The 23,371-nt window shown below is 43.8% G+C and carries 20 protein-coding genes; 8 read left to right on the top strand and 12 right to left on the bottom strand.

Annotated features, from left to right (window positions below):
• Positions 1 to 225: 225 nt before the first annotated feature.
• Positions 226 to 858, top strand: a complete 633-nt coding sequence (locus tag ACR65F_RS10375) for a CBS domain-containing protein (protein WP_440504385.1) — start codon at positions 226 to 228, stop codon at positions 856 to 858.
• A 52-nt stretch (positions 859 to 910) separates the two neighbouring features.
• Here the strand turns inward: ACR65F_RS10375 and ACR65F_RS10370 are convergent, their stop codons facing one another.
• Together ACR65F_RS10370 and ACR65F_RS10365 are read right to left on the bottom strand one after the other, a co-directional pair.
• A complete protein-coding gene (locus tag ACR65F_RS10370) occupies positions 911 to 2,092 on the bottom strand; it encodes an MFS transporter (protein WP_440504384.1) in 1,182 nt (393 codons plus the stop codon).
• Complete coding sequence (locus ACR65F_RS10365; protein ID WP_440504383.1) at positions 2,089 to 2,709, bottom strand: TetR/AcrR family transcriptional regulator; 621 nt, start codon at positions 2,707 to 2,709, stop codon at positions 2,089 to 2,091. The genes ACR65F_RS10370 and ACR65F_RS10365 overlap by 4 nt, the downstream gene beginning before the upstream one ends.
• A gap of 186 nt (positions 2,710 to 2,895) precedes the next feature.
• Between ACR65F_RS10365 and ACR65F_RS10360 the strand changes: the two genes are divergently transcribed.
• The 3 genes from ACR65F_RS10360 to ACR65F_RS10350 all read left to right on the top strand — a co-directional run bounded on the left by ACR65F_RS10360 (position 2,896) and on the right by ACR65F_RS10350 (position 7,431).
• Complete coding sequence (locus ACR65F_RS10360) at positions 2,896 to 4,569, top strand: ABC1 kinase family protein (protein WP_039041480.1); 1,674 nt, start codon at positions 2,896 to 2,898, stop codon at positions 4,567 to 4,569.
• A 156-nt stretch (positions 4,570 to 4,725) separates the two neighbouring features.
• Positions 4,726 to 5,838: an ABC transporter ATP-binding protein gene (locus ACR65F_RS10355; RefSeq protein WP_440504382.1), complete on the top strand. Its 1,113-nt coding sequence runs from the start codon at positions 4,726 to 4,728 to the stop codon at positions 5,836 to 5,838.
• 180 nt (positions 5,839 to 6,018) lie between these two features.
• Positions 6,019 to 7,431: a glycine betaine ABC transporter substrate-binding protein gene (locus ACR65F_RS10350; protein WP_440504381.1), complete on the top strand. Its 1,413-nt coding sequence runs from the start codon at positions 6,019 to 6,021 to the stop codon at positions 7,429 to 7,431.
• Positions 7,432 to 7,496: 65 nt separating this feature from the next.
• Here ACR65F_RS10350 and ACR65F_RS10345 read toward each other — a convergent pair whose 3' ends face one another.
• Positions 7,497 to 8,525 carry a YeiH family protein gene (locus ACR65F_RS10345; RefSeq protein ID WP_039041477.1) on the bottom strand — a complete coding sequence of 343 codons (1,029 nt, stop codon included), beginning with the start codon at positions 8,523 to 8,525 and terminating at the stop codon, positions 7,497 to 7,499.
• 107 nt (positions 8,526 to 8,632) lie between these two features.
• On the opposite strand from ACR65F_RS10345, the gene ACR65F_RS10340 reads away from it, so the two are divergent.
• Positions 8,633 to 9,538 carry a LysR family transcriptional regulator gene (locus ACR65F_RS10340; RefSeq protein WP_440504380.1) on the top strand — a complete coding sequence of 302 codons (906 nt, stop codon included), beginning with the start codon at positions 8,633 to 8,635 and terminating at the stop codon, positions 9,536 to 9,538.
• A gap of 444 nt (positions 9,539 to 9,982) precedes the next feature.
• Here ACR65F_RS10340 and ACR65F_RS10335 read toward each other — a convergent pair whose 3' ends face one another.
• Complete coding sequence (locus ACR65F_RS10335; RefSeq protein WP_440504441.1) at positions 9,983 to 11,359, bottom strand: FAD-binding oxidoreductase; 1,377 nt, start codon at positions 11,357 to 11,359, stop codon at positions 9,983 to 9,985.
• 124 nt (positions 11,360 to 11,483) lie between these two features.
• Between ACR65F_RS10335 and ACR65F_RS10330 the strand changes: the two genes are divergently transcribed.
• Complete coding sequence (locus ACR65F_RS10330; RefSeq protein ID WP_440504379.1) at positions 11,484 to 12,050, top strand: YusW family protein; 567 nt, start codon at positions 11,484 to 11,486, stop codon at positions 12,048 to 12,050.
• Between the two features lie 39 nt (positions 12,051 to 12,089).
• On the opposite strand, the gene ptsP is transcribed toward ACR65F_RS10330, so the two are convergent.
• From ptsP to ACR65F_RS10290, 8 genes are all read right to left on the bottom strand, one after another.
• Complete coding sequence (ptsP, locus tag ACR65F_RS10325; RefSeq protein WP_440504378.1) at positions 12,090 to 13,799, bottom strand: phosphoenolpyruvate--protein phosphotransferase; 1,710 nt, start codon at positions 13,797 to 13,799, stop codon at positions 12,090 to 12,092.
• The gene (locus ACR65F_RS10320) at positions 13,796 to 14,062 is read right to left on the bottom strand and encodes a phosphocarrier protein HPr (RefSeq protein ID WP_039041473.1); all 267 of its coding nucleotides are present in this window, start codon (positions 14,060 to 14,062) and stop codon (positions 13,796 to 13,798) included. The genes ptsP and ACR65F_RS10320 overlap by 4 nt, the downstream gene beginning before the upstream one ends.
• Before the next feature lie 21 nt (positions 14,063 to 14,083).
• A complete protein-coding gene (locus ACR65F_RS10315; RefSeq protein WP_440504377.1) occupies positions 14,084 to 14,806 on the bottom strand; it encodes a sugar isomerase domain-containing protein in 723 nt (240 codons plus the stop codon).
• Positions 14,807 to 14,811: 5 nt separating this feature from the next.
• Positions 14,812 to 15,534: a GntR family transcriptional regulator gene (locus ACR65F_RS10310; RefSeq protein ID WP_039041471.1), complete on the bottom strand. Its 723-nt coding sequence runs from the start codon at positions 15,532 to 15,534 to the stop codon at positions 14,812 to 14,814.
• Positions 15,535 to 15,566: 32 nt separating this feature from the next.
• Positions 15,567 to 16,730 carry an N-acetylglucosamine-6-phosphate deacetylase gene (gene nagA, locus ACR65F_RS10305; protein ID WP_440504376.1) on the bottom strand — a complete coding sequence of 388 codons (1,164 nt, stop codon included), beginning with the start codon at positions 16,728 to 16,730 and terminating at the stop codon, positions 15,567 to 15,569.
• Between the two features lie 69 nt (positions 16,731 to 16,799).
• Entirely contained in the window at positions 16,800 to 18,707 is a 1,908-nt protein-coding gene (nagE, locus tag ACR65F_RS10300; RefSeq protein ID WP_440504375.1) for an N-acetylglucosamine-specific PTS transporter subunit IIBC, read from the bottom strand.
• Positions 18,708 to 18,907: 200 nt separating this feature from the next.
• Entirely contained in the window at positions 18,908 to 19,465 is a 558-nt protein-coding gene (locus ACR65F_RS10295) for a PTS sugar transporter subunit IIA (protein ID WP_440504374.1), read from the bottom strand.
• Positions 19,466 to 19,538: 73 nt separating this feature from the next.
• Positions 19,539 to 21,161, bottom strand: a complete 1,623-nt coding sequence (locus ACR65F_RS10290; protein ID WP_440504373.1) for a M20/M25/M40 family metallo-hydrolase — start codon at positions 21,159 to 21,161, stop codon at positions 19,539 to 19,541.
• A 188-nt stretch (positions 21,162 to 21,349) separates the two neighbouring features.
• Here ACR65F_RS10290 and ACR65F_RS10285 point away from each other — a divergent pair, with 188 nt between their 5' ends.
• Both ACR65F_RS10285 and ACR65F_RS10280 read left to right on the top strand, forming a co-directional pair.
• Positions 21,350 to 22,450, top strand: a complete 1,101-nt coding sequence (locus ACR65F_RS10285) for a carbohydrate kinase (protein WP_440504372.1) — start codon at positions 21,350 to 21,352, stop codon at positions 22,448 to 22,450.
• Complete coding sequence (locus ACR65F_RS10280) at positions 22,447 to 23,361, top strand: pseudouridine-5'-phosphate glycosidase (protein WP_039041465.1); 915 nt, start codon at positions 22,447 to 22,449, stop codon at positions 23,359 to 23,361. The genes ACR65F_RS10285 and ACR65F_RS10280 overlap by 4 nt, the downstream gene beginning before the upstream one ends.
• Positions 23,362 to 23,371 lie beyond the last annotated feature (10 nt).

The raw sequence follows: 23,371 nt of genomic DNA, 5'->3' as shown, positions 1-23,371 counted from the left end.
TTCTACTGAAGCAAACTTGTGAAAGAGGATTTGCATCTAAAGAATACGGGAAGAAATAGATATCGTGTGACAACTTAGCCATTAGCAAGACTTTTCCAGGTGCGTACTATACAATAGAAGGTGAACAACGCGACTGAAAATACCTTGCTCAATGCTTTCTGTTTCACTTATAATGGTTTTTACAAAACATTTTGAAATGATTGAAAACAACTGGAGGGATTATGAATGCGCGTACGTGACTTATTAGTTTCTAGAAATTATGTAACTACAGTTAATGACAAAGATACTGTAACCGAGGCACTTGATAAAATCCGAAAAAGTGGCTTTCGTTCCGTTCCTGTCGTGGATGCGAATGACAACTACAAAGGAATGATCTACAAAATCCATCTTATTGAATATTTGTATGAACAGAATGGTAACGCAGATGCGACGCTGGATACGATTATAAAGCACCACGAGGATTCTATTGAAGAGACATCATCATTCTTGGATGCACTATTAAAAATCAAAGCACTTCCTTTCATTTCGGTTACCGATCACGGCAAACTAGTCGGTATTCTGACACACAACAAAATTGAAGGCGTGTTCCAAGATGCATTTGGTGTCAACACGGGTGGGTTGAATCTAACAATCTCCTCTACGGAAGCGCGTGGGATGATTGAAAAACTGGCACGCACCCTTCGCGGTGAAAACATTGAAGGCATGCTAACGCTCGATAACGGTTCCGTGCTTGTAAGACGTGTTGTTCTAACACTCGAAGGTGAAAAAACTGAGGATGAAGTCGAAGCACTTCGTGCGAAATTAGAGAAATCCGGTTTCCGAATTCTTCAGATGGAACGTCTTGTAAAACAAATTTAATCAAAAAACGGACACCTCGCTTTTTTTGCGCGGTGTCCGTTTTTCATGTTTGTTATACGGGATCTTCCTCTTTGAGTGAGGGTCCACTTTTTGATTTTAATACGATGGCAACAATCGCTATAATGATTACACTTAGGACTAATGCAGAACCAATAAAGAAATACTGGAAACGAATCGTAGGGTGACCCATAGAGCGGGCGATTGAATCTAGCACGAGTGGCGAACTGAACTGACCGATGTAAATACAGCTAGACACAACTGCAATGACCCGGTCACTGTTCAACGGATTGACTAAGCCCAATGCTTTGATATTAATGAGCGGGAACAAGATGCCCTGCCCTAGACCAACGAAACAAACCGCTGTCAGAATCACAGGAATGGATGACGTTAACGCGAGACATCCGAATGCCAAGCCCATAAACAAGAGACTTATAGGAATGAGAAACTTCTTTAACGCATCCTGAAGTTGTGCAAGCGTCAAGCTCGTAATCATTCCACCAATCGTCGTAAACGATATGACAGCTCCTGCAACACTCGATCCCCCGAGTTTTCCTTGTTCTAGGAAGAGCGCCATATTGGTCGCAATCCCATAATAGACGAGCATAATACTTCCTGAGGCAAGTGCGTATCCATACACCGAAAGAGGTAATCTCTTTTTAGGACCCGATCCGTGTGGTTGAACAGGCTCATTTTTCGGCAAGAAAAAGTAAACGAGTATAAAGATAATCGCGCCCATCCAATAGACGTTAAAAGGAACCTTCCAGCCGAACGTTGCAAGAAACCCAGCAAGCGTCATCGTGACGATTCCTCCGAGGTTACTAAACGCGGAACTATACCCCATCATTTTCACTTGTTCTCTTCCAACAAAGTGGTCGCTAATAAGCGAAATGGATAGTGGCATGACAAGTCCTACCCCAGCACCAAGTACAAATCGGAAAGCGAGTAACATTTCAATCGTATTTGTGAATTGAGCGCCTACACCACTGATGATATAAATCGTCAAGCCAATCATGACGATCGCACGTTTGGAGATTTTGGTCGTTAAATAACTGGATACAAATGAAAACGGAATAATGATTAACGAAGGTGCAGTTAAGATTAGCTTAATTAAAATCGGATCGGCATTCGGAAAGTTCGAAGCGATCAAACCGATCGCTGGTGAGATTGCGGCACCTGCCATTACAGTTGCCATTGCAATCGAAATAATCGTTGGGGCTAACATTCTTTTGTTCATGAACAGGCTCCTCCATCTCCAACTTTTTTCAGCTGTCTTAATACTTTGTCAGTGGACAGCTCCACCGGATTTTCTGTTCGAGCATTCCATAATAGTAGACCGTGTGCTAACGACAAATGATATGTTGCCAGTTCCTCAGGATCCCCTTCTATGAATTGCCCTTCTTCTTGACCTGTTTTAATAATGCTGCCAATCCCATCCACAGCTTCTTTGTATAATGCAACAATTTCTTGTTTAGTAAGCTCGTTCAAATGATCAGAATACAGAGCTTGCAGGACAAGAATGTGACGGTAAACCCCTTCTCGAATAGAACCGGAATGTGTGGCTTCCGTCAGCCACTCCATTTTGCCGAGTGCTGTCATTTCAAATTCAGTTGCCTCTTCAACCACCTCTATGAAATCGTAGAGGATATCTCGAATCACTTCTATATACAATTCTTCTTTCGACGCAAAATAATGATAAAAAAGTCCATGACTGAGGTTCGCATTCGAAGTAATATCACTGATTTTTGCAGCTGCAAAACCTTTTTTACTGAACATCTGAATTGCAGAACGTCTTAATTCTAGCTGACGTTGGTCCCGGATCTCCTTAAACTGTTCCTTATTTCTTGGACTCATTTAACACATTCACCATCTCTTTTTTATTGATTGACTAACAAGTCAATGTTGAACAGTATATGTTTCTTGCTACTCCGTGTCAAGAAGAGTTGCATGATTTCCATAATTTCAATCTTGTACTGACCGTTTAACAAAGTGCTTTATAGGGTATAGATACTAGTTGACTAGTTGATTGGAGGCGTTGGTGTGATTAAGATTTCCATCCGCAGAACGTATAGATTTCAAGAAATTGTGAATACTTTTTTGAAAAACGGGTTTAGCCACGTACTCTTTCGCCTAGGGATTACAGAACGCAGAGCTGCAGCAAAGATGAAGAACGAACCTCTGGATATGAACCTTCATAATATTGGACAAAAATTGAATCGGACTTTGCAAGAGCTCGGTCCGACATTCATAAAGTTAGGGCAGATTGCAAGTACACGACGCGATTTAGTACCCACTGAAATTATACGTGAACTTGAAAAACTTCAAGACCATGCCGAGCCCTTTTCATTTGAGAAAGTCCAGCAAATCATTGAAAAAGAGCTGGGAGCTCCGCTGGATGAACTATTTGAATCCTTCAACGACAAGCCACTTGCAACTGCATCAATCGGTCAAGTCCACGCTGCCTACTTATATAACGGTGAGAAAGTAGCTGTTAAAGTTCAGCGCCCCGACATCCGACAAACCGTGGGTACGGATTTATCCATTCTAAAGGAAATAGCGTCCATCATTGAAAACAACACGGATTGGGGAAAGTTATATGGTGTCCGTGCCATTATTAACGAGTTTGCAGATTCACTACTCAGTGAGCTCGATTACGAGACTGAAGGGAGAAATGCTGAACGTATCTCTCGACAAGTGAAAAAAGATCCGTCTGTGTACATTCCAAAAATACATTGGGAGCTTACCACCAAAAAAGTATTGACGATGGAGATGATCGAGGGAACTAAGTCTGATCATATCGATTTACTAGATGAACAAGGATATGACCGGAAACTACTCGCGAGAAAACTAGTGAATTCCATGTTTAGTCAAGTGCTTGATCACGGATTCTTCCATGGCGATCCTCATCCAGGAAATATATATATCATGCCTGGAAATGTTATTTCTTTTATTGACTTTGGAATGATTGGAGTCATGGATGATCAACTCAAACTCCAGTTCGCAAAGCTAATTATGGAATTGGAACGCGGCAATACAAAGGGCATCATCAAAGTATTGGATGCAATGGGGATATTACAAGACGAAACAGATATCAAAAGCCTACAAAAAGATTTAGGTATGCTCAAAACTAAGTATTATGACGTTCCGTTAGAAAACATGAGTTTGGGAGACATCTTCATGGACCTGTTTGGGGTTGCCTATCGTCATCAAATTAAGATCCCGAGTGAAATTACAGTTTTAGGGAAAACGATATTAACACTTGAAGGACTGATTTCAAAATTAGATCCCAATATGAGCATCATGGATGGCGTAGAACCCTTTGGAAAGAAACTTATCAAGGAGTATTACAGTCCAAGTTCCCTACTTAAATCCGCTTGGGAGAGTGTGAGCGAAAATGCAGAGATTCTCGTAAATATTCCGCGAGATTTCAAAGATATAAGTACAGCTGCAAAGAAAGGCAAATTGAAGCTGGATATTAACTTACGACAGACCAGTTTCATTCTTCGAAGAATGGATATCATTAGCAACAGACTCGCTTTCAGTGTCATTCTTCTTGCTTTCAGTATTCTTATGACCGGACTAATCATCGGTTCTGCTATCGCTGGAGAAAATAATATGTTACTTAACCTTCCTGTTATTGAGGTCGGTGCGATTGTCGCATTTTTAATGTTTGTATTTCTTCTCTTTTCCATTTTCAAATCTGGGAGAATGTAGCGGCTAGTCTAGTCTTAAGAGACTTAGTCGCTTTTTTACACGCTTTAGCAAGTAACCAATTTTACTAGGTAAAAGGAATTGATTTTGCAATTCCAGTATATTAAGTCTAGAGTTGTTAGTGGAGCAATTCCGAAAAACGATGAAGGAGGAAGACGCTTGATAACATTTGAAAACGTGTCTAAAAAATATCCAGATGGATTTGAAGCATTGAAAAACCTAACCTTTGATATTCAACAAGGGGAACTATTTGTACTGATTGGACCAAGTGGTAGTGGGAAAACAACTACGATGAAAATGATTAATCGATTAATCGAGCCTACAGGCGGAGATATCAAGATTGACGAGAAAAGTGTCTCGTCTGTCAATCCCGTAGAGCTACGTAGAAGTATCGGATATGTTATTCAACATATCGGTTTGTTGCCACATATGACTATCCGTGAAAATGTCGGGCTCGTCCCTCAACTCAAAAAAATGGAGGAAAAAGATTATCGCCAGAAAGTGGACGAACTGATGACTATGGTTGGATTGGATCCAGTTACATATGCAGATCGGTATCCTCAAGAACTAAGCGGTGGACAGCAACAACGAATCGGTGTGATTCGTGCGATGGCCGCAGAACCGCAGATTATTTTAATGGACGAGCCTTTCAGTGCGCTTGACCCTATAAGCCGTGAGCAGCTCCAAGATGAATTGGTAAAACTTCAGCGCGATGTGAAAAAGACGATTGTGTTCGTAACACATGATATGGATGAAGCCCTTAAAATCGCCGATCGTGTTTGTATTATGAAAGATGGAGAAATTGTACAAATCGACTCTCCAGAAGCGATTTTACGCCGCCCAGCCAATGAATTTGTACGGAATTTCATCGGAGAAGATCGCTTAAACGAAGCGGTTATACTTCCCTCACTCGAATCTCTTCTTATCAAACCCATCTCCACTCTATATAAAAGAGGTCTTGCAGAATCACTGAAAACGATGCAGAAAAAACGAGTCGATACTTTGATTGTCGTTGACGAAAACGATCATTATCTTGGTGTGGCATCTATTTGGGATGTACAAAAGCATTTCAATGACGAAACGCTTACGTTAAACGACATCAAAAAAACAGACCATGCGAAATTCTATATCGATGAACCCGTCGCAGAAATTTTTACGAAGTTAAATGAATCAGGTTACTGGTTTGTCCCTGTAGTCAATCGCGATGAAAAATTACTAGGTCTCGTCAGTCGATCGAGTCTCGTCGAGTACGTCGTTGATGAACTACTCTAAACTGAAAGATAGGATACATTTTGACAGGAGGTCTTTACTATTAACGAAATATGGAATGATACAGTAGATGTCTTTACAAATCGATGGCCCACTATTTGGAGCCTATTTCTTGAACACGCAACCCTTTCATTAATTTCTATCGGAATCGCAATCCTCATTTCAGTCCCCCTTGGAATCATTTTGACACGCAACACAAAAATAGCTGAGCCAATCATCGGGGTCGCTTCTGTACTACAGACAATCCCGAGCCTGGCCTTGCTTGTGTTCCTTGTTCCATTTATGGGGACAGGCAAACTACCTGCAATTATTGCACTCACCATTTATGGCTTGCTGCCAATTTTGCGCAATACATACATCGGTATTCGCGGTGTTGACCGTGCTACTGTTGAAGCAGGTATTGGTATGGGTATGACGAGCCGACAAGTCCTTACGATGGTTGAATTACCGCTTTCGTTAGGTGTCATTATGGCGGGTGTGCGGACAGCAACTGTTTTAATAGTTGGTGTTGCTACTATTGCCGGTTTAATTGGAGCTGGCGGGCTGGGGGATCTCATTTTCCGAGGTCTTCAGACGTACAATTCAGGACTGATCCTTGCAGGGGCAATTCCTTCTGCTTTGCTAGCTATCGTGCTCGACTTCATCTTGAAAAAGGTAGAAGGAATGGCGCAACCAGGTAAACTTTCCCGCAAAACTAAAAAGAATATAACGCGCGGTGCGATTGCTGTTGTAGCAGCCGTTGTCCTAGTGTTTGCCATTACCTCATTCACAGGTGAAAATAAGGAAACCATAACGATTACCGGTAAAAACTTCACCGAACAAGAGATTATGGTCTATGTTCTTGGTCACTTGATTGAAGAAAAAACAGACTTGGATGTAAAATACGAATCATTCCTCGGCGGATCCACTCTTGCTTTTGAAGGACTTCAACAAGGCAGTTATGATGTCTATGTAGAATATACAGGAACTGGTTTAATGAACTACTTGAAAGAGGATGCCATTAACGATCCCGACGAAGCGTATGATTATGTGAAAAAGGTATTTAAAGAAAAATATGATCTAGTTTGGTTGGATCCAATCGGTTTTAATAATACCTATACACTCACAGTGCGACAGGAAGATGCGGACAAATATGGACTTGAAAAAATGTCTGACTTGAAGCGGACTGCTGACTCCATGGTGCTCGGTACAGAACCGGAGTTCCAAGAAAGAAAAGATGGATATCCTGGCTTCCAGGAACTTTACGGGTTCTCATTTAAAGAGGCAAAAACAATGGACACAGGTATCATGTATAGTGCCATCAAAAACGGAGATGTCGATGTTATCGATGCTTTCGGTACAGATGGACGCATTCCTGAGTTTAACTTAAAAGTGTTGGAAGATGACAAAAATTTATTCCCACCTTATTACGCAGCTCCTCTCATCCGTCAAGATGTGCTAGACAAGCATCCAGAATTGGAAGAAGTTCTGAATATGCTAGCTGGCCGAATTGACGATGAACGCATGCAACAGCTGAATGCTCGTGTTGATATCGACAAAGAGGAATATGAAACCGTTGCCGTCGATTTCTTGAAAGAAGAAGGTTTGATTGATTAACTCCAAAAAAACCACGTAGAAAGGTGAATTCCTTTCTACGTGGTTTTTTATGGAAAATCGATTGATCAGACGATGAAGTACGCAATTACTGACAGTAAGATTGAAGTAACAGTCATTGCTGCAAGCGGGCGAAGTGCTCGCGCGCGCAGATCGCGTAGGCTTACGTTCAATCCAAGTCCGACCATAGCTGCCGTTAGGAGCCAAGTTGTTAATACGGAAATGAATTCATAAACCCCATCAGATACTGGAATGATTGGCCCGAATACATAACTTCCTAATACACTTAAAATGATGAAACCGACCAGGAACCATGGAAATTCAATTTTCGCATCCGCTTCGTCTGTTCCCTTACTTTTACGTTTCATAATCGCGATGAAGATGAAGCATAATGGAACAAGCAAGAACACGCGACCGAGTTTCGCAAGTAGCGCGATGGCAAGACCGTCTTCACCTGCAGGAGCTCCTGCTAGCGCAACGTGTGCAACTTCATGCAAGCTGATGCCTGACCACATACCGTATTGAATTGCATCGAGTGGTAAAAATGGACGTAATATCGTATATCCAATGGCAAAGACTGTACCCATCAATGCAATAATCCCTACACCAATTGCAGTATCTTCGTCTTTAGCTTTTACAATCGGTGCAACTGCAGCTATCGCTGCCGCTCCACAAACTCCCGTTCCGACACCTAGTAAGAGTGAAATGTTTTTATCTGCCTTAAACATTTTAGCAAGCCATAGTGTCATGAAGATTGCGAAGATGATGACGCCCACATCACGTACAAGCAAGCCAAGACCATCGCTAAGTACGGTATCGATATTTAGTTTAAGACCGTACAAAATGATCGCTGTCCGCAATAAGCGTTTAGATGAAAAACCGATACCTGAACGAATCGCTTCAGGGTAGCCAAAAAATTGTCGAAATGCGACTGCAATGATAATGGCAGAAGCTAGTTGCCCAATATGGTCAAAACCTGGTAGCTTAGCTAGTAAGTAGCCTAAAAATGCAATAAAAAATGTAAATGCAACTCCACCGATCCAAGCAGCTGGCTTCGATAACTTTCTCGGTGAGGGCGCTGTTGATGATGAATTCATGTGGAACACCTCCTGTCGTTCAGTATACGCTCCTAGTTCTCATAAGGAAAATAACAATATATAATAGCTATCATAAGTAAATCCATATGTGAGGAAGGGATGAGTAAGTGGATCAAGCTTTAAACGTCTTTGTGACGGTCACTGAAAAGAAAAGTTTTTCACGTGCAGCTGAGGATCTTCATATGACCCAGCCTGCAGTAAGTCAATATATTCGTTCCTTGGAAGAGACGATGAATGTGCGCTTGCTGGAAAGGACAAACAAGTATGTCCGACTGACAAAAGCTGGTGAAATTGTGTATCACCACGCGAAAGAAATCGTTGGATTATATGGTCGCATGCACCATTTAGTCAATGATTTGTCGCACGAAGCTAGCGGACAGCTCTCGATTGGTGCCAGTTATACGTTCGGTGAATATGTGCTTCCTCATATATTGGCTCGATTGCTCGAAGATTATCCACGCATTCAACCAGATGTGACAATTGGCAATACTGCAGAAATTGCAGACCTCATCATGAGTCGACAACTTGATGTAGGCATCGTTGAAGGTCGGTTCAAAGAAAATCGGCAACTGACCACACAAGCTTTCGCGGAAGATCGGATGATTCTTGTAGCGTCAGCAGACCATCCACTTTCGTTAAAAACAACAGCAATCGAATGGAAAGAGTTGATCGAACAGACGTGGATCATCCGAGAAGAGGGTTCCGGCACACGAGAGGCTGTAGAAGCTGTGTTTGAACGCTACGCCTTAACTCCTGCCCGTACGATGCAGTTCAGTAGTACCCAACCCATTAAGGAAGCCGTTGAAGCAGGGCTAGGAATTAGTTTGTTGTCAGAGTGGGCTGTTCAAAAGGAGATTCGTTATGGGGAGTTAGTGCAATTACCCGTAAAAGACTTACCATTTGTCCGTCAATTCTCGATTGTAACCAGTTCGCAGTACCAGACAAAGGCGCTAAAAGTCTTTTTGGAGCTATTGCTCAATAATCGTGAGTTGAAACTGTTTCGGGAGTGCTAATGTAAAAACTTTCCACTTTTACGTAGTGGTTTTGATTTTCGAGGATGTCCGGCACAGCGCGTGATTTCTCCGACAAATCTGGGGTTTTGTTGATAACGGGACACAATTCTAGTGCATTAAGGGATTAATTGGTAGCGCTACGCTTGTTGAAGGATGGAAATTCTTTAAAAGTAGATGTTCTCTGGATTTTTCAGGGGTTATCCAATGGAGCAAGCAGGACTTATGAGCGGAATATAAATTTTATGAGCGTTATTTTTAGTTTATGAGCATTTTTCGAGGTTTATGATCACATTTCTGAATTTATGAGCGGATTCCCAGGTTTATGATCACTTTCTGAGATTTATGAGCAGATATCAAGATTTATGAGCACACTGACATCCTGTGAGCATGATGCTGTTTCACTCCAAGTAAAAAAGGGCTTTGCGAAAGCCCTTTCCACTTAAATCACTTGATTAATTTCCCTGGGTTCAATAAATTCTCGGGATCCAGCACTTGCTTGATCTTCAACATGACGTCATACGCAGCGCCATGCTCATCTCGCTGGTATTTCTGTTTGCCAACGCCGACACCATGCTCTCCAGTACACGTTCCACCACATGCGAGCGCACGTCGGACGATGGTTTCATTGTATTCATCTGCGATTTTGAGTTCTTCAACATTTTCATGGTCGATCATTAACAATACGTGGAAATTACCATCTCCAACGTGTCCGACGATTCCGCCTTCAAGCCCTGTTCTGTCGAGTTCTTCACGCGCAAAAACCACAGCTTCAGCTAGTTTAGAAATTGGGACGCATACATCCGTCAACATCATCTGTTTGCCTGGGAAGCCATGTGTATAGGCATATGCTGCATTGTGTCGCGCTTCCCATAGACGATTGCGACTCGCAGTTTCCGTTTCGAACAAGATCTCTTTGCAGCCGAAGTCTGCGACTATTTCTTCTGTAAACGCAACGTCTTGTGCGAGACCGGCTTCGTTGCCATGAAACTCCAAAAAGAGTGTTGGCAGTTCCGCGTAATCCGTTTCACTATACGCATTCACTTGTCGAATGGATTCCGTGTCGACCAGTTCCACACGGGCAATGGGAATGCCAGCTTGCAAAATTGCAGGCACCGCTTCAATGGCATTCGTAATGGACGTGAATGTTGCACGTGCAGCGGTTGTTACTTCCGGAATTCCAAACACACGGAGTGTCAATTCAGTAAAACATCCGAGAGTTCCTTCTGACCCGACAAATAATCCATTCAGATGATAGCCTGAGGACGATTTGGCCGCTTTGTTCCCTGTGTGAATAACAGTTCCATCCGCTAGAACCACTTCCAAATCTCTCACCTGATCACGCATGACGCCGTATTTCACGGATGTCGTACCACTCGCGTTCGTTGCCGCCATACCACCAAGTGTGGCATCTGCTCCTGGGTCGACAGAGAAGAATAGCCCATGTTTTTTTAACTCTTTGTTTAATGCAGAACGAGTCACTCCAGGTTGCACAGTCACCAGCATGTCTGAAGGATTCACTTGAAGTATTTGGTTCATCTCAGTGAAATCGATTGTAATTCCATGATCATATGGGATTACGTGTCCCTCTAGACTGGAGCCGACCCCAAATGGAATTACAGGGACGTTTAAATTCCCCGCAGCTTTCACAATCCTGCTCACCTCTTCAGTGGATCTGGGGAATACTACAAGATCCGGGAGGCTTGGCGTATGGTAAGATTCGTCCTTGCTATGTAAGTCGCGTACTGTCTCGTTTTGTGTCACTTGCTCCTGTTCTAAAAAATCCGTTAATTCGGCAAAAAGTTGATCAACTGAAGTAGTCATCCAATCCATTCCTTTCTTCCTTAATTTATATAATTTCCACAATTATAACTCATTCTGATCTCGTTTGTAATTCAATAAGCAGGGAATACTATAAGTAATGCATAATCTATAGGAGGCCTTCATCATGAGAAAATCAGCATCTATTGCAGGAAGCGTTCTTGCGACAGCCTTACTTCTAGGCGCCTGTGGCAACAATGACACGAACACAGAAAAGGACACAACAACCAGTACGGAAGATACGACAACTGAGTCTGGAGCCGTTACCGATGAGTCCACTAACAAGGACACTTCTTCGGGTACAAGCGATTCCTCGACAACTAATGACTCGACAGCGTCAGACAGCGACCAGGACTACATGAAAGAGAAAATGGACAAGCTGACTTACGACGAATTTGAGCTGGAAGTCGATTATGGAAAAAACAAAGAATATGAAATTGAAATCGAACAAGACAACGGCAAGGTGGAATCGACTGTTGAGGATGAACTTTCCAATTCCAATTTGCATGGACGGGAAGCGTTCGATGAGATTTATCCAAGATTAGAAAAGCTGGACATTACAGAAACCACTTCAAAAGAACAAGCCATTCAACAAGCATTGGAAGCGTTCGATTTGAAAGATGATTACGTTAAATTTGATATTGAAATCACGATGCCTGATGGTCAAAAAATCCAGTTCGAAGATAAAAAATAAGTAAAAGCGGAACCGTCAATTCGGTTCCGCTTTTCTTTTTTAGCTATGTGCTTGTACAAATTCAATAATCTTCTCGGATGTTTCCATCTGTAGAATTTCAGGGATATACCCTTCCCATTCCGCTTTAGAAAGATCCGCGAATTGCGCACGTGCTTTCAAAATGCTCGAAGGGCTCATTGAGAACTCATCCAATCCCATACCGAGTAAAACAGGGATGGACAGTGGATCTCCCGCCACTTCACCACACATACCAACCCACTTGCCTTCTTTATGAGCCGCTTGAATCACGTTATGAATGAGGCGCAACACAGACGGATGATTCGGCTGATACAAATACGAAACCGTTTCGTTCATGCGGTCTGCCGCCATCGTATATTGAATCAGATCATTCGTACCGATTGAGAAGAAGTCGACTTCTTTTGCAAACAAATCTGCGATGACTGCAGCTGCAGGGATTTCCAGCATCATCCCTACTTCATACGTATCGCTGATTTCTATGCCTTTAGCCTGTAGCTTCTCTTGTTCTTCAAGCAACATGCCTTTTGCACGACGGAATTCCTCCAGCGTAGCAATCATTGGGAACATGATCTTCAAGTTGCCGTGAACACTTGCGCGCAGCAATGCACGCAACTGAGTACGGAACATTTCTGGATGTTCAAAACAAAGACGAATGGCGCGCTGCCCAAGGAATGGGTTCATCTCTTCAGGCGTACTGAAATAGCTTAACTCCTTGTCGCCGCCAATATCTAGTGTCCGGACAACCGTTGGACGTTCTCCCATGGAAGTCAGAACAGTTTTGTAAGCGTCGTACTGCTCCTCTTCAGTTGGGAAATCACTTTTCCCCATATAGAGGAATTCTGTACGGAACAAACCAACGCCCTCAGCTCCGTTTTTATCCGCTAATGGCAAGTCTTCAGTTGACGCAATATTCGCGCCAACTTCAACGTGATGTCCATCACTTGTAACAGTCGATTCAGAAACAAAGCGCTTCAACAATTCCTTATCTTGCTCGAACGTCACTTTCTTCGTTTCATAAGCTCGCGTGTCTTCATCAGTCGGTTCTAGTAAAACCGTTCCGTCCGTACCATCGACAATCAGAGAAGTTCCCTGTTCAATCGACGCCATAGCAGTTTTCGTTCCGACAACCGCTGGAATCTCCAGCATTCTACCGAGGATTGCAGAGTGCGATGTACGCCCTCCGATATCCGTTACGAATCCTTTGACGAATTGTTTATTCAATTGAGCCGTTGCAGAAGGTGTTAAGTCATCTGCAATAATGATCACTTCTTCATTGATTGTAGAAGGATCGGATACATGAACACCTAACAGTTTAGCCAGGAGACGCTTAGTCACGTCGCGAACGTCTGCAGCACGTTCTCTCATATATTCGTTGTCCATCGCTTCGAACATCGCTGTGAAGGTATCCGCAGCTTGTTGCAAGGCAAACTCTGCGTTGACGCCTTGTTCAATGCTACCTTTAACGCTGCTCTCAAGCTCTGGATCATTTAGCACGAGTAAATGCGCGCTAAAAATTGCCGCTTTGTCTTCCCCGAAGTTTTCAGCGGCTTTCGCTCGGATCGCTTCTAGTTCAACTGCCGCTTCAGCTTTAGCAGCTTCAAATCGGGCAATTTCCAGTTCAGGTTGCTCAATAGTTAGTTTTTCAACTGTCAGGTCTGGCGTTTCCAAACGGTATGCTTTGGCGATCGCTATTCCGTCAGATACACCGATGCCTGTAATAGTTTGTTTCACTCGCCGATACTTTCTTTTTTCATAATATCATCCACTTTTGCGATCGCCTCTGACTCGTCAGCGCCGTCTGCTGTGATTTCAACTTGCGCACCGGATTCAATCCCCATGCCCATGACACCCATAATGGATTTCAAGTTAGCAGTTCGCTCCTTGTACGTAATTGTTACTTCTGATTTGAATGGTGTTACTGCTGATACGAGCATGGAGCACGGTCGTGCGTGCAACCCTTCGCTACTTGTAATTGTGTACGTTTTCTTTTCCATAACTAAATCTCTCCTTTAAAGTCAAAACTGGATGCGGTCGCTGTAGTGGGCGACGAGTGCATTGTTATGTGATTCGTTGCCCCCTATATTACCACTTTTAAAAACAGGCGGCTCTATTCCATTCTCATTCATTCGCACGACAACCTCACAGAACAAACCATGAAGCAACGCATTCCCAATTACTGACGACGCAGGACCGCATTGGATCCCATCGATGTGCATGATTCCGTCGCCTGGAGGGACTTTCGTATCCAGCACAGTTGACACTGATGCTTCCAGTCGTTTACCTGAAGAATGACGAGAAGGATGTTCTTTTTCAGTATACAATAAAGACTGAATGGAAACCGTATAAGAGCCTTGCGAATTCGCATATTGCGCCACATCAATCGGCACTGGGTTCCGCCCTGAATTCGAAATGATGATGACGACATCTTCTGGTCGAATGTCGAGGCTCGTTAGAAAGGTTTTGCTGAAGTCAGGATCTTTCTCGTTTTCGGATGAAAGCAGCGCACCTTCGTGCAACATGAGAGGTCCAATGGAAATGGGTTGGACACAGGCAAGACTTCCGGCTCGAAAAAAACCTTCCTGTGCAAGCAATTGGGAATGCCCAGACCCGAAGAGATGAATGATTCCACCTTTTGCAATTCGATCGGCCAGTTGTGTAGCAGCCTGTCCCACCGGCTCTTTCGCTGCGCTTCCTGCTTCTGTTAAAAGTGTAGTGATTTCGCTGAAGTAGGAATTCATGACATTCACCTCCCTATTTCACTAATAAATTTATATCGATCTGCCCGATACGTACTTCGAACGACTTCAAAAATGCGACCATCGTCAAGTGTACTTACACGTTCGATGAGCACAACTGCAGCGGGAAGTGCAATATGCAAGTATCCGGCATCGTCTGTTTTTGCAAGTGCCGCTTCCATCCGCTGTGTGGCTTGCCCGATCACAAGTTTCTCCTGTTTCTCAATGAATGCGTACAAGGAGCCTTGCAATGCTTCTGCAGAGAGTGTAGGAAACAACTCCACAGGCAAATACGATCGTTCAATCGCCATTGGTGTATCGTCAGCGTATCGAATCCGGACCACCTTATGGACGAGTGCTTCTGAAGAAAGCCCGAGCCGTGTAGACAGTTGCGGATCTGGATGTACTTGGCTGAAGCTGATCAGTTTCGTTCCAGGTACGAATCCTCTTTCTTTCATGTCTTCTGTAAAGCTTGTTAATCCGTTTAGTGGCTGTTCCATCTTTTCTTCTGCAACAAACGTACCGCGGCCTTTTTCTCGGTACAGCAAACCATCTTTCACTAAATTGGTCAGCGACTGACGGACTGTCATACGACTAACCCCAAACATGTCCGTCAATTCACGCTCAGATGGGATAAGGGACTTTACGGGATACACGCCTTGAGCGATTTGTTCTTTTAAATAATCCTCAATTTGAACATAGATCGGGATGGCTGATTGCTTATCTAGCATGATCGCCACCGCCAGTCGAGTTTTTTAACCCTTTACAATTCCTCATTATATTCATACCCAACTACACCACCACAAATCGTATGCTTAACCGTCCACTCTTGGTCTAGAATGACGACATCCGCGTCATTTCCAGCAATCAGACTTCCCTTTTTCGTCAGACCCAGCTGACGAGCTGCGTTCCCAGACGAAATCTTTGCAACATCAAGAGGGCTTATTCCTAATATACGGACGACATTTTTGACCGCATGTTCCATCGTCAAAATACTTCCCGCCAGTGTTCCATCCGAGAGACGTGCATCTGTTTCTGATACATGGACTGGTTGTCCGCCAAGGTCGTATTCGCCCGGTTCAAGTCCCTTAGCACGCATGGCATCCGTGATGAGGATAAGTCTGTCCGCACCTTTCACACGGTATGCTAGTTCAACTGCTTTTGGATGGCTGTGGATGAAGTCCGGAATCACTTCTGCACATAGTTCATCGATAAGTAGCGCCCCACCAATGGCACCCGGCTCGCGATGATGGAACGGTGACATCTGGTTGTATAAGTGAGTGGCTTGAACAGCCCCTGCTTGTGCCGCCTCTTCCATCTGAGCGATTGTTGCATCCGTATGACCCATCGACGCAACAATACCTTCAGCTGCAATTTTTCGGATGAAAGACAACCCGTTCGGCACTTCTGGTGCAAGTGTGACCATGCGAATTTTGCCTTGAGCCGCTTGTTGCCACGCATCAAACTGTTCTGCGTCAGGAGGACAAATGTATTCAAGAGGCTGTGCACCAGCACGTTTCGGCGATACAAAGGGTCCTTCCAAGTGAACGCCTAGCATTTGTGCTTGTCCAGCTTTCGTAGTAAATGACGCCGCATTTTCCAGAGCTGTTTCAATCGCTCCAGGCGCTTGCGTCATAGAGGTCGCTAGAAATGATGTAGTTCCTTCTTTCGGAAGGACATCTGCCATCGTTTGTAGTGCTTCTTCCGTCGCGTCCATCACGTCTGCTCCAGCTGCTCCATGAATGTGCATGTCGATGAATCCTGGTAATACGTATCCGCCATGGGCATCAATCTGTTGATCGGCTACACGCTGTATGGAAGTACCAACTTCTCGGATCACGCCATTTTCTATGAACACTTCACCTTTCTCAAGTATTCCATTTGGTGTCACAACGGTTCCATTTGTCAGTAAAATTGTCTGTGTCATTGTTGTCCACTCCTTAAGAAAACACGCCGGAAGAGTGACTGTCGTCTCTCCCGCCGGCGTAATCAGTTATTATTCATCAACCTTAACGATTGAATCAGTTCCTTTACGTTGGAACCCTTTTTTCAAGATGTGCAAGTTGCCTTTTTCCACGTTAGTGAAAATAACCGGTGTCACAACAGATGGTGCGTTTGCTTTGATGTAGTCCAGGTCAATATTCAACAATGCATCGCCTCGTTGAATGAGCTGACCATTTTCCACAAGCAATTCAAAGCCTTTTCCGTTTAACTTCACTGTATCCAGACCTACGTGAATAAGTACCTCCACGCCTGTGTCTGTTTCGAGTCCAATCGCATGGTTTGTAGGGAAGACACTAACGACTTTACCGTCAATTGGTGAATGAATCGTTTTCCCTTTCGGCATAATGCCGAAACCAGGTCCCATCATTTCTTTTGCAAATACGTCATCCGGAACTTCTGAAAGCTCAATGATGTCTCCATCGATTGGCATATGGAAATCAGATTCTGGCAATGCTTTCACACTGTGTGGCTGTGTATCCAGTTCCATGGACTCTTCAGTCTTTGGAGCCGGGTTACCGTTCGTCGTACGTCGTTTCATCGCTTCAGCTAAGAATTCAACAGCTGTTCCAATTACAACTTGAACGTTTGTTTTACTAATCTTCATGTAGCCCATTGCACCGTAACGTTTCAATTCTTTTTCATTGACAACGTCAGAATCTTTAACAGTTAAACGTAAGCGTGTTGTACAGTAGTCAATGGCTTGAATATTATCGAGACCACCAAGTGCTTCAATTGTATGATACGCCTTCACTTCAACGATATCATCGCTGTAGACTGCAGTATCTTCTACCAAATCTTCGTCGTCTTCACGACCAGGTGTTTTCAAGTCGAGTTTGACGATTAGGAAATAGAAGACTACAAAGTAGATGACACCGAATACTAGCCCAATTACTAATAAGGTTAGTGGATTTTGTGCCAATCCATAGTTCAAGACATAGTCAATCGCACCTGCCGAGAATCCAAATCCGTGATGGACGTCAAACATATACGATACGATCATAGACGCACCTGTTAGCAATGCGTGCACTACGTATAGAACTGGTGAAAGGAACATGAATGCAAATTCGATTGGCTCTGTAATTCCTGTAAGGAAAGAAGTGAATGCAATACTGAATAGCATACCACCGACAATCGCTTTCTTTTCCTTTTTAGCTGCCGCATACATCGCAAGACAAGCTGCCGGAAGACCAAACATCATAATTGGGAAGAAACCGGACAAGAATGGTCCTGCAGTTGGATCTCCCTTAAGGAAACGGTTAATTTCCCCTTTAACAACTTCACCGCTCGCATCTGTAAATGATCCGAAGTCGAACCAAACCACTGTGTTGATAACGTGGTGAAGACCCGTAGGAATTAGTAGACGGTTCAAGAATCCGTAAGCACCGACCCCAAGAGTTCCTGCACCAAGTACCCAGTTACCAATACTATCGATAACACTTTGTATTGGTGGCCATGCAAAGAAGAGAACACCCGCAAGTGCAGTCATTGCAGCTGCTGTAACGATAGGAACGAATCTTCGTCCTCCGAAGAATGCTAAGAAATCCGGTAGTTTAATATTATAAAAGCGGTTATAGAGAACACCGGCCACAATACCGGAAATGATACCACCGAATACACCCATATTAATGGACTCATCGACTGCTTTTAAAGCACTAGTAAGTACTAAGAAACCGACAGCTCCGGCTAATGCCGCTCCGCCACTATTATCATGAGCAAATCCCATAGCAATACCAATGGCAAAGATTAGAGCTAAGTTACCAATAATTCCATCTCCCGCTGCAGCGATTAGCGGAATGTTCAGCAGGTCTGGTTGCCCAAGTCGCAAAAGCAATGCAGCTGCCGGCAAGGTCGCAATCGGAAACATCAAGGATTTACCGATGCGCTGAATAAAGTTCATCATCTTCTTCTCACTCCTTTTTAGTTATCTTACTATTCACTATACCGTTATACCGGTCTAGTTGTCTATACCAATTAAACCAAAAAACTAGAAAGAATGTAAGCGTTTTTACGAATTTATGTTTAAAAGTTTAAAAGTATGCCAAAAAAAGTGATTGCAAAGGGATCTGCAATCACTTTTTTGTTTTACTTTACTGAGTCATCTTAAGCATCTACACGTACGATACCACTTGTGCCTTGAGTTTGTTTCCCCTCTTTCAACAAATGGATCTTCTCTTTTTCGGTGTTTGTGAAAATAACAGGAGTTACAGCTGACGGCGCATTTGCTTGGATATAGCCTACATCAATTTTTAATAATGCATCTCCGCGACTGACTAGCTGTTCGTTCTCCACCAACAACTCAAAACCTTCACCATTTAACTTCACCGTATCTAACCCCACGTGAATCAAGATTTCAACACCGGTTGACGATTCCAGTCCAATCGCATGTTTAGTCGGGAACACGCTGACTACCTTTCCATCTATAGGCGAGCAAACGGTATCCCCTGTTGGGTCAATCGCAAATCCTGGCCCCATCATTTCCTGTGCAAATACGGGATCCGGCACTTCTGACAATGGAATAACAGTTCCATCCATTGGCATGACAAAAGAATCTTCACCAATCCCCTTTTCTACGGACGTCTGTGCTGCAGGCGTCTGTTGCACTTCAGCTGAATTGTCCCCTTTTAACGATTGAGCCATCTTTTTAAAGAAATTAGCCATTTCTTTCACTCTCCTTCTACCTTTTCATGTCTATTGTTAACTAAACGTCGCTTCACTATCCCAAAGCTATTCGTTACTTTCCACAAAAGTGCTTGGCAAGCGTCTCCAGCATTTGAGGGAGACGAACGAAAGCACTTTCAATATGCAGTCTTTCCGTGCGTTGGTGAGCATCCTTACCGAATGGACCAACATTTAAAACAGGTGCGTCAAGTGCCTTCATTTCTTCAAATGGCATCCAATAGGTTGAGCCCCATACAGGTGTATTCCGCTCAAACGATTTCCAGCCTGTGCCTTCATCTTCATAATGGACATAGCTCAAATCGCTAATTCCATTGAAATAGTGGATTTGCGATACTTCTGTTCCGAGTGTAGTTGCTTTGTCTTGCATGAGTGTGACAAGCTCCTGAACAAGGGCATCGTCCGAAGTATTCACAGCCGGATAGTACGGTGGAGCAAATAGCAGAACGGTTGCCGGTGCTAGCTCTTGACATTCTATCATGAGGACATCAACGATTTTAAATGATTTGTCGCGATCGTCGAGTTCCCAGTCACCTGAAACCTCCGTAATAATCCTCTTTACTTCAGCTTCGCCCAATTTATTGTTGGCGTAATCCATCAACTCTTCAAACTTGAGTAGCTTGATTTCACCAACTTTAGGAACCCCTTCACGCTCACAAATCTCGGTGTATGTCGTTTCACACGCCTGGACAGAATCTTTTGCGATGCCTTCGAATAGTTCCATCACTTCCGCTGCAGTCCGTCTCATAGTAAAAACGTTATACAGTGCAGTAGAGCGATATGGGGTTTGCACAGAGTAATGTGCTTTTAGATCTTTTTGCTGTAGTGTCACAGGCAACGGTGTTGTTTCCCCATGATCGGTTTCTTCAAAGATATTGTTCCATTCCATCCGTTGCGTTAAGAAAGAAGCCATAAATGTCGAGGTAATTCCTTTTAACGGTTCCCCGACATGCGTTTCTTTGCCATAAAACAACGCGGCCGGCATAATTTTACCGATGGAACCCGAGTAAATGTATTCTCTTGGGTCACCTGGCTCTTGAGAGAAAACGGGTTCGCCATTTAAAAACAGCGTATATGTTAAATCGTGTTCCTGTTTCATCCGAACGAGCGACTTAACTGCGGTACGCATACCCGCAGAACTCACTTCTTCGTCAGGAACAGCAAGTAACACTAAGTTCAATGGCCATTTTTCCGATGCTGCTTTTTCGATTAAGGACATATGTAATGCAAGTCCCATCTTCATATCCATCGTACCTCGACCAAACAAATACTCCCCTGATTCCAAATCAGCCAAGGCTTCGTCAGGAAGTTCCTCTTTATATTCATGTAATTTTGCGGTTAGCTCTTCAGGATGGAACGCGAATGGCTCTAGTGCACCATATTCTTCTGTCCAAACTGTGTCAAAGTGGCTGATGAGCACAATCGTATCTTGTGCTTCATGATTTTTATACAACGCAGTGACTGAATTGCGACCTAGACCTGCATCATGCAACTCCAACTGTTCGGGATGTGCTTCGAAATAAGGAACACTTTTCAACTTTTCAGCGAGTCTATGCGGGAAAGCTTTTTCTCCTTCTGTGGTTGTCCGACTTTCCCAATTCACAAGTTCGCACAACAATGCTCGTAATGTTTCCGGTGTATTCCATTGCAGTTCTGTTCCAGTATGTTGGTTTGCCATTAAAAACCCTCCTCTTTAAATACGTGCTGGCATCCTGACAGCATTAACCTGTCTGCTTTTGAGTGTACGCTTTTTGTCGAAAAGAGTCATCCCCTACAGGTTAATCATCTGACTTGCATCTATACAAACTTTTGTTTATTATGTAAACATAAGTTTAATACATGTAATACGAACGGGAGGTGTTTACAGTGAACGAAAAAGAACAGCAGCTGATCTCGTTAATCAGGCAAAATCCATATTGTTCCCAGCAAGAGCTCGCGGAAGGTCTTGGACTTTCCCGCCCCGCCGTCGCCAACTTGATATCCGCACTGACGAAACGTGGATATATCGCAGGTAGAGCCTATGTGTTAGCGCCGGAAGATGAGATTATTTGTATCGGTGGTGCGAATGTCGACCGGAAGTTCCATGTCACAGGACCGGTAGCACCTGGTACGTCGAACCCCGCAGGAATGTCAGTTACAATTGGCGGTGTCGCTCGCAACATTGCTGAAAATCTTGGTCGTCTGGACCATCCCGTTCGATTGATGACCACAGCAGGCAACGATGCAGACTGGGATTTAATTGCAACGCATTCATCTCCCTATATGGACTTGACGTCAGTGCGGTTATTACCTGACGCCTCAACTGGCTCGTATTCTGCGGTGTTAGACAATCACGGTGAACTTGTAATTGCCATGGCAGTAATGGACGTATATGAGTCACTAAACGTCGACTACATCGCTTCACTTGAACGGCATATGGCTCGTGCCAAGATGATTGTCATAGATCTTAATGTAGCAAAAGAAACTGCAGAAGCGATTCGAGATGTAGCTGTCCGTCACCAAGTTCCACTTGCAATCGTCCCTGTTTCCGGTCCCAAAATGGCGCATTTGCCAGACACGCTTGAGGGGCTAACTTGGTTCATCTGCAATGAAGATGAAGCTGAAACGTTAACTAGTGTCACGATTCAAAATGACGACGACTGGAAAACAGCTGTTTCCGCACTCCTTGACTCTGGAGCAGAACATGCCATCATTACCCGCGGAAAAAAAGGGATTATGGCAGGCGACCGCGCGACGCGCACGATCCATCATCATGCCGCAATACCTGGAGTCTCTGTAGAAGACGTAACAGGAGCTGGAGATGCGTTCGTGTCGGGAGTGCTACATGCTGCAGTAATGGAACGTACACTCAATGACGCGATTTCCTATGGTCTTGTGAACGCAGCAAAAACGTTAGCATCTACTTATACAGTAAGACCTGAACTTACCGCCAAAGGACTAGAAAATGAACTGGAGGAATACAAATGAAATCATACATCGTCTTCTCAGAAGAAGTCTTAAACGCTAAAGCCGCTGGACAACCAATCGTGGCACTTGAATCGACTATCATCTCTCACGGCATGCCCTATCCACAAAACGTGGAAACCGCTCGTGCAGTAGAACAAATCATCCGTGACAACGGTGCAGTCCCTGCAACAATTGCTTTGATCGACGGGCAAATTAAAATCGGATTGTCTTATGATGAGCTTGAAATGTTCGGGAAAAGTGACAATGTCGCAAAAGTTTCACGTCGTGATATCGGGTACTTGCTTGCAACGAAACAATTAGGTGCGACTACAGTTGCAGCGACAATGATTTGTGCAGACCTCGCTGAAATCCGCATGTTCGTGACAGGCGGAATTGGTGGCGTACACCGTGGCGCTGAAACAACTATGGATATCTCTGCAGACCTGGAAGAGCTGGCAAAAACAGATGTCGCTGTTGTTTGTGCAGGTGCAAAATCGATTCTCGATATTGGTCTTTCTATGGAATACCTTGAAACAAAAGGCGTGCCTGTGATCGGATATGAAACTGATGAACTACCTGCATTCTATACACGTAAGAGTGGATTCCCTGTGAACTTCCGTGCAGACAATCCAGAAGTTGTTGCTGAAACACTTGCTGTGAAATGGCATCTTGGACTTGCAGGTGGAGCCGTGATTGCCAATCCGATTCCTGAAGCAGACGAACTCGATCCTGAAATGATCAATGGCATCATCGATCAAGCCCTTGCTGAAGCAAAAGAAAAAGGAATTAAAGGAAAAGACGTTACACCATTCATGCTCGGGAAAGTGAAAGATCTCACAGATGGCAAGAGCCTAGTAGCTAACATCGCCCTCGTGAAACACAACGCAGTCGTAGGAGCTAAGATTGCTGTGGCATTAAGCAAAACTAAATAACAATCCTTTC

It is taken from the genome of Sporosarcina sp. SAFN-010, from assembly GCF_059415065.1.
The sequence above is the reverse complement of the archived record's forward strand: the minus strand, read 5'-3'. Positions and strand labels throughout refer to the sequence as shown.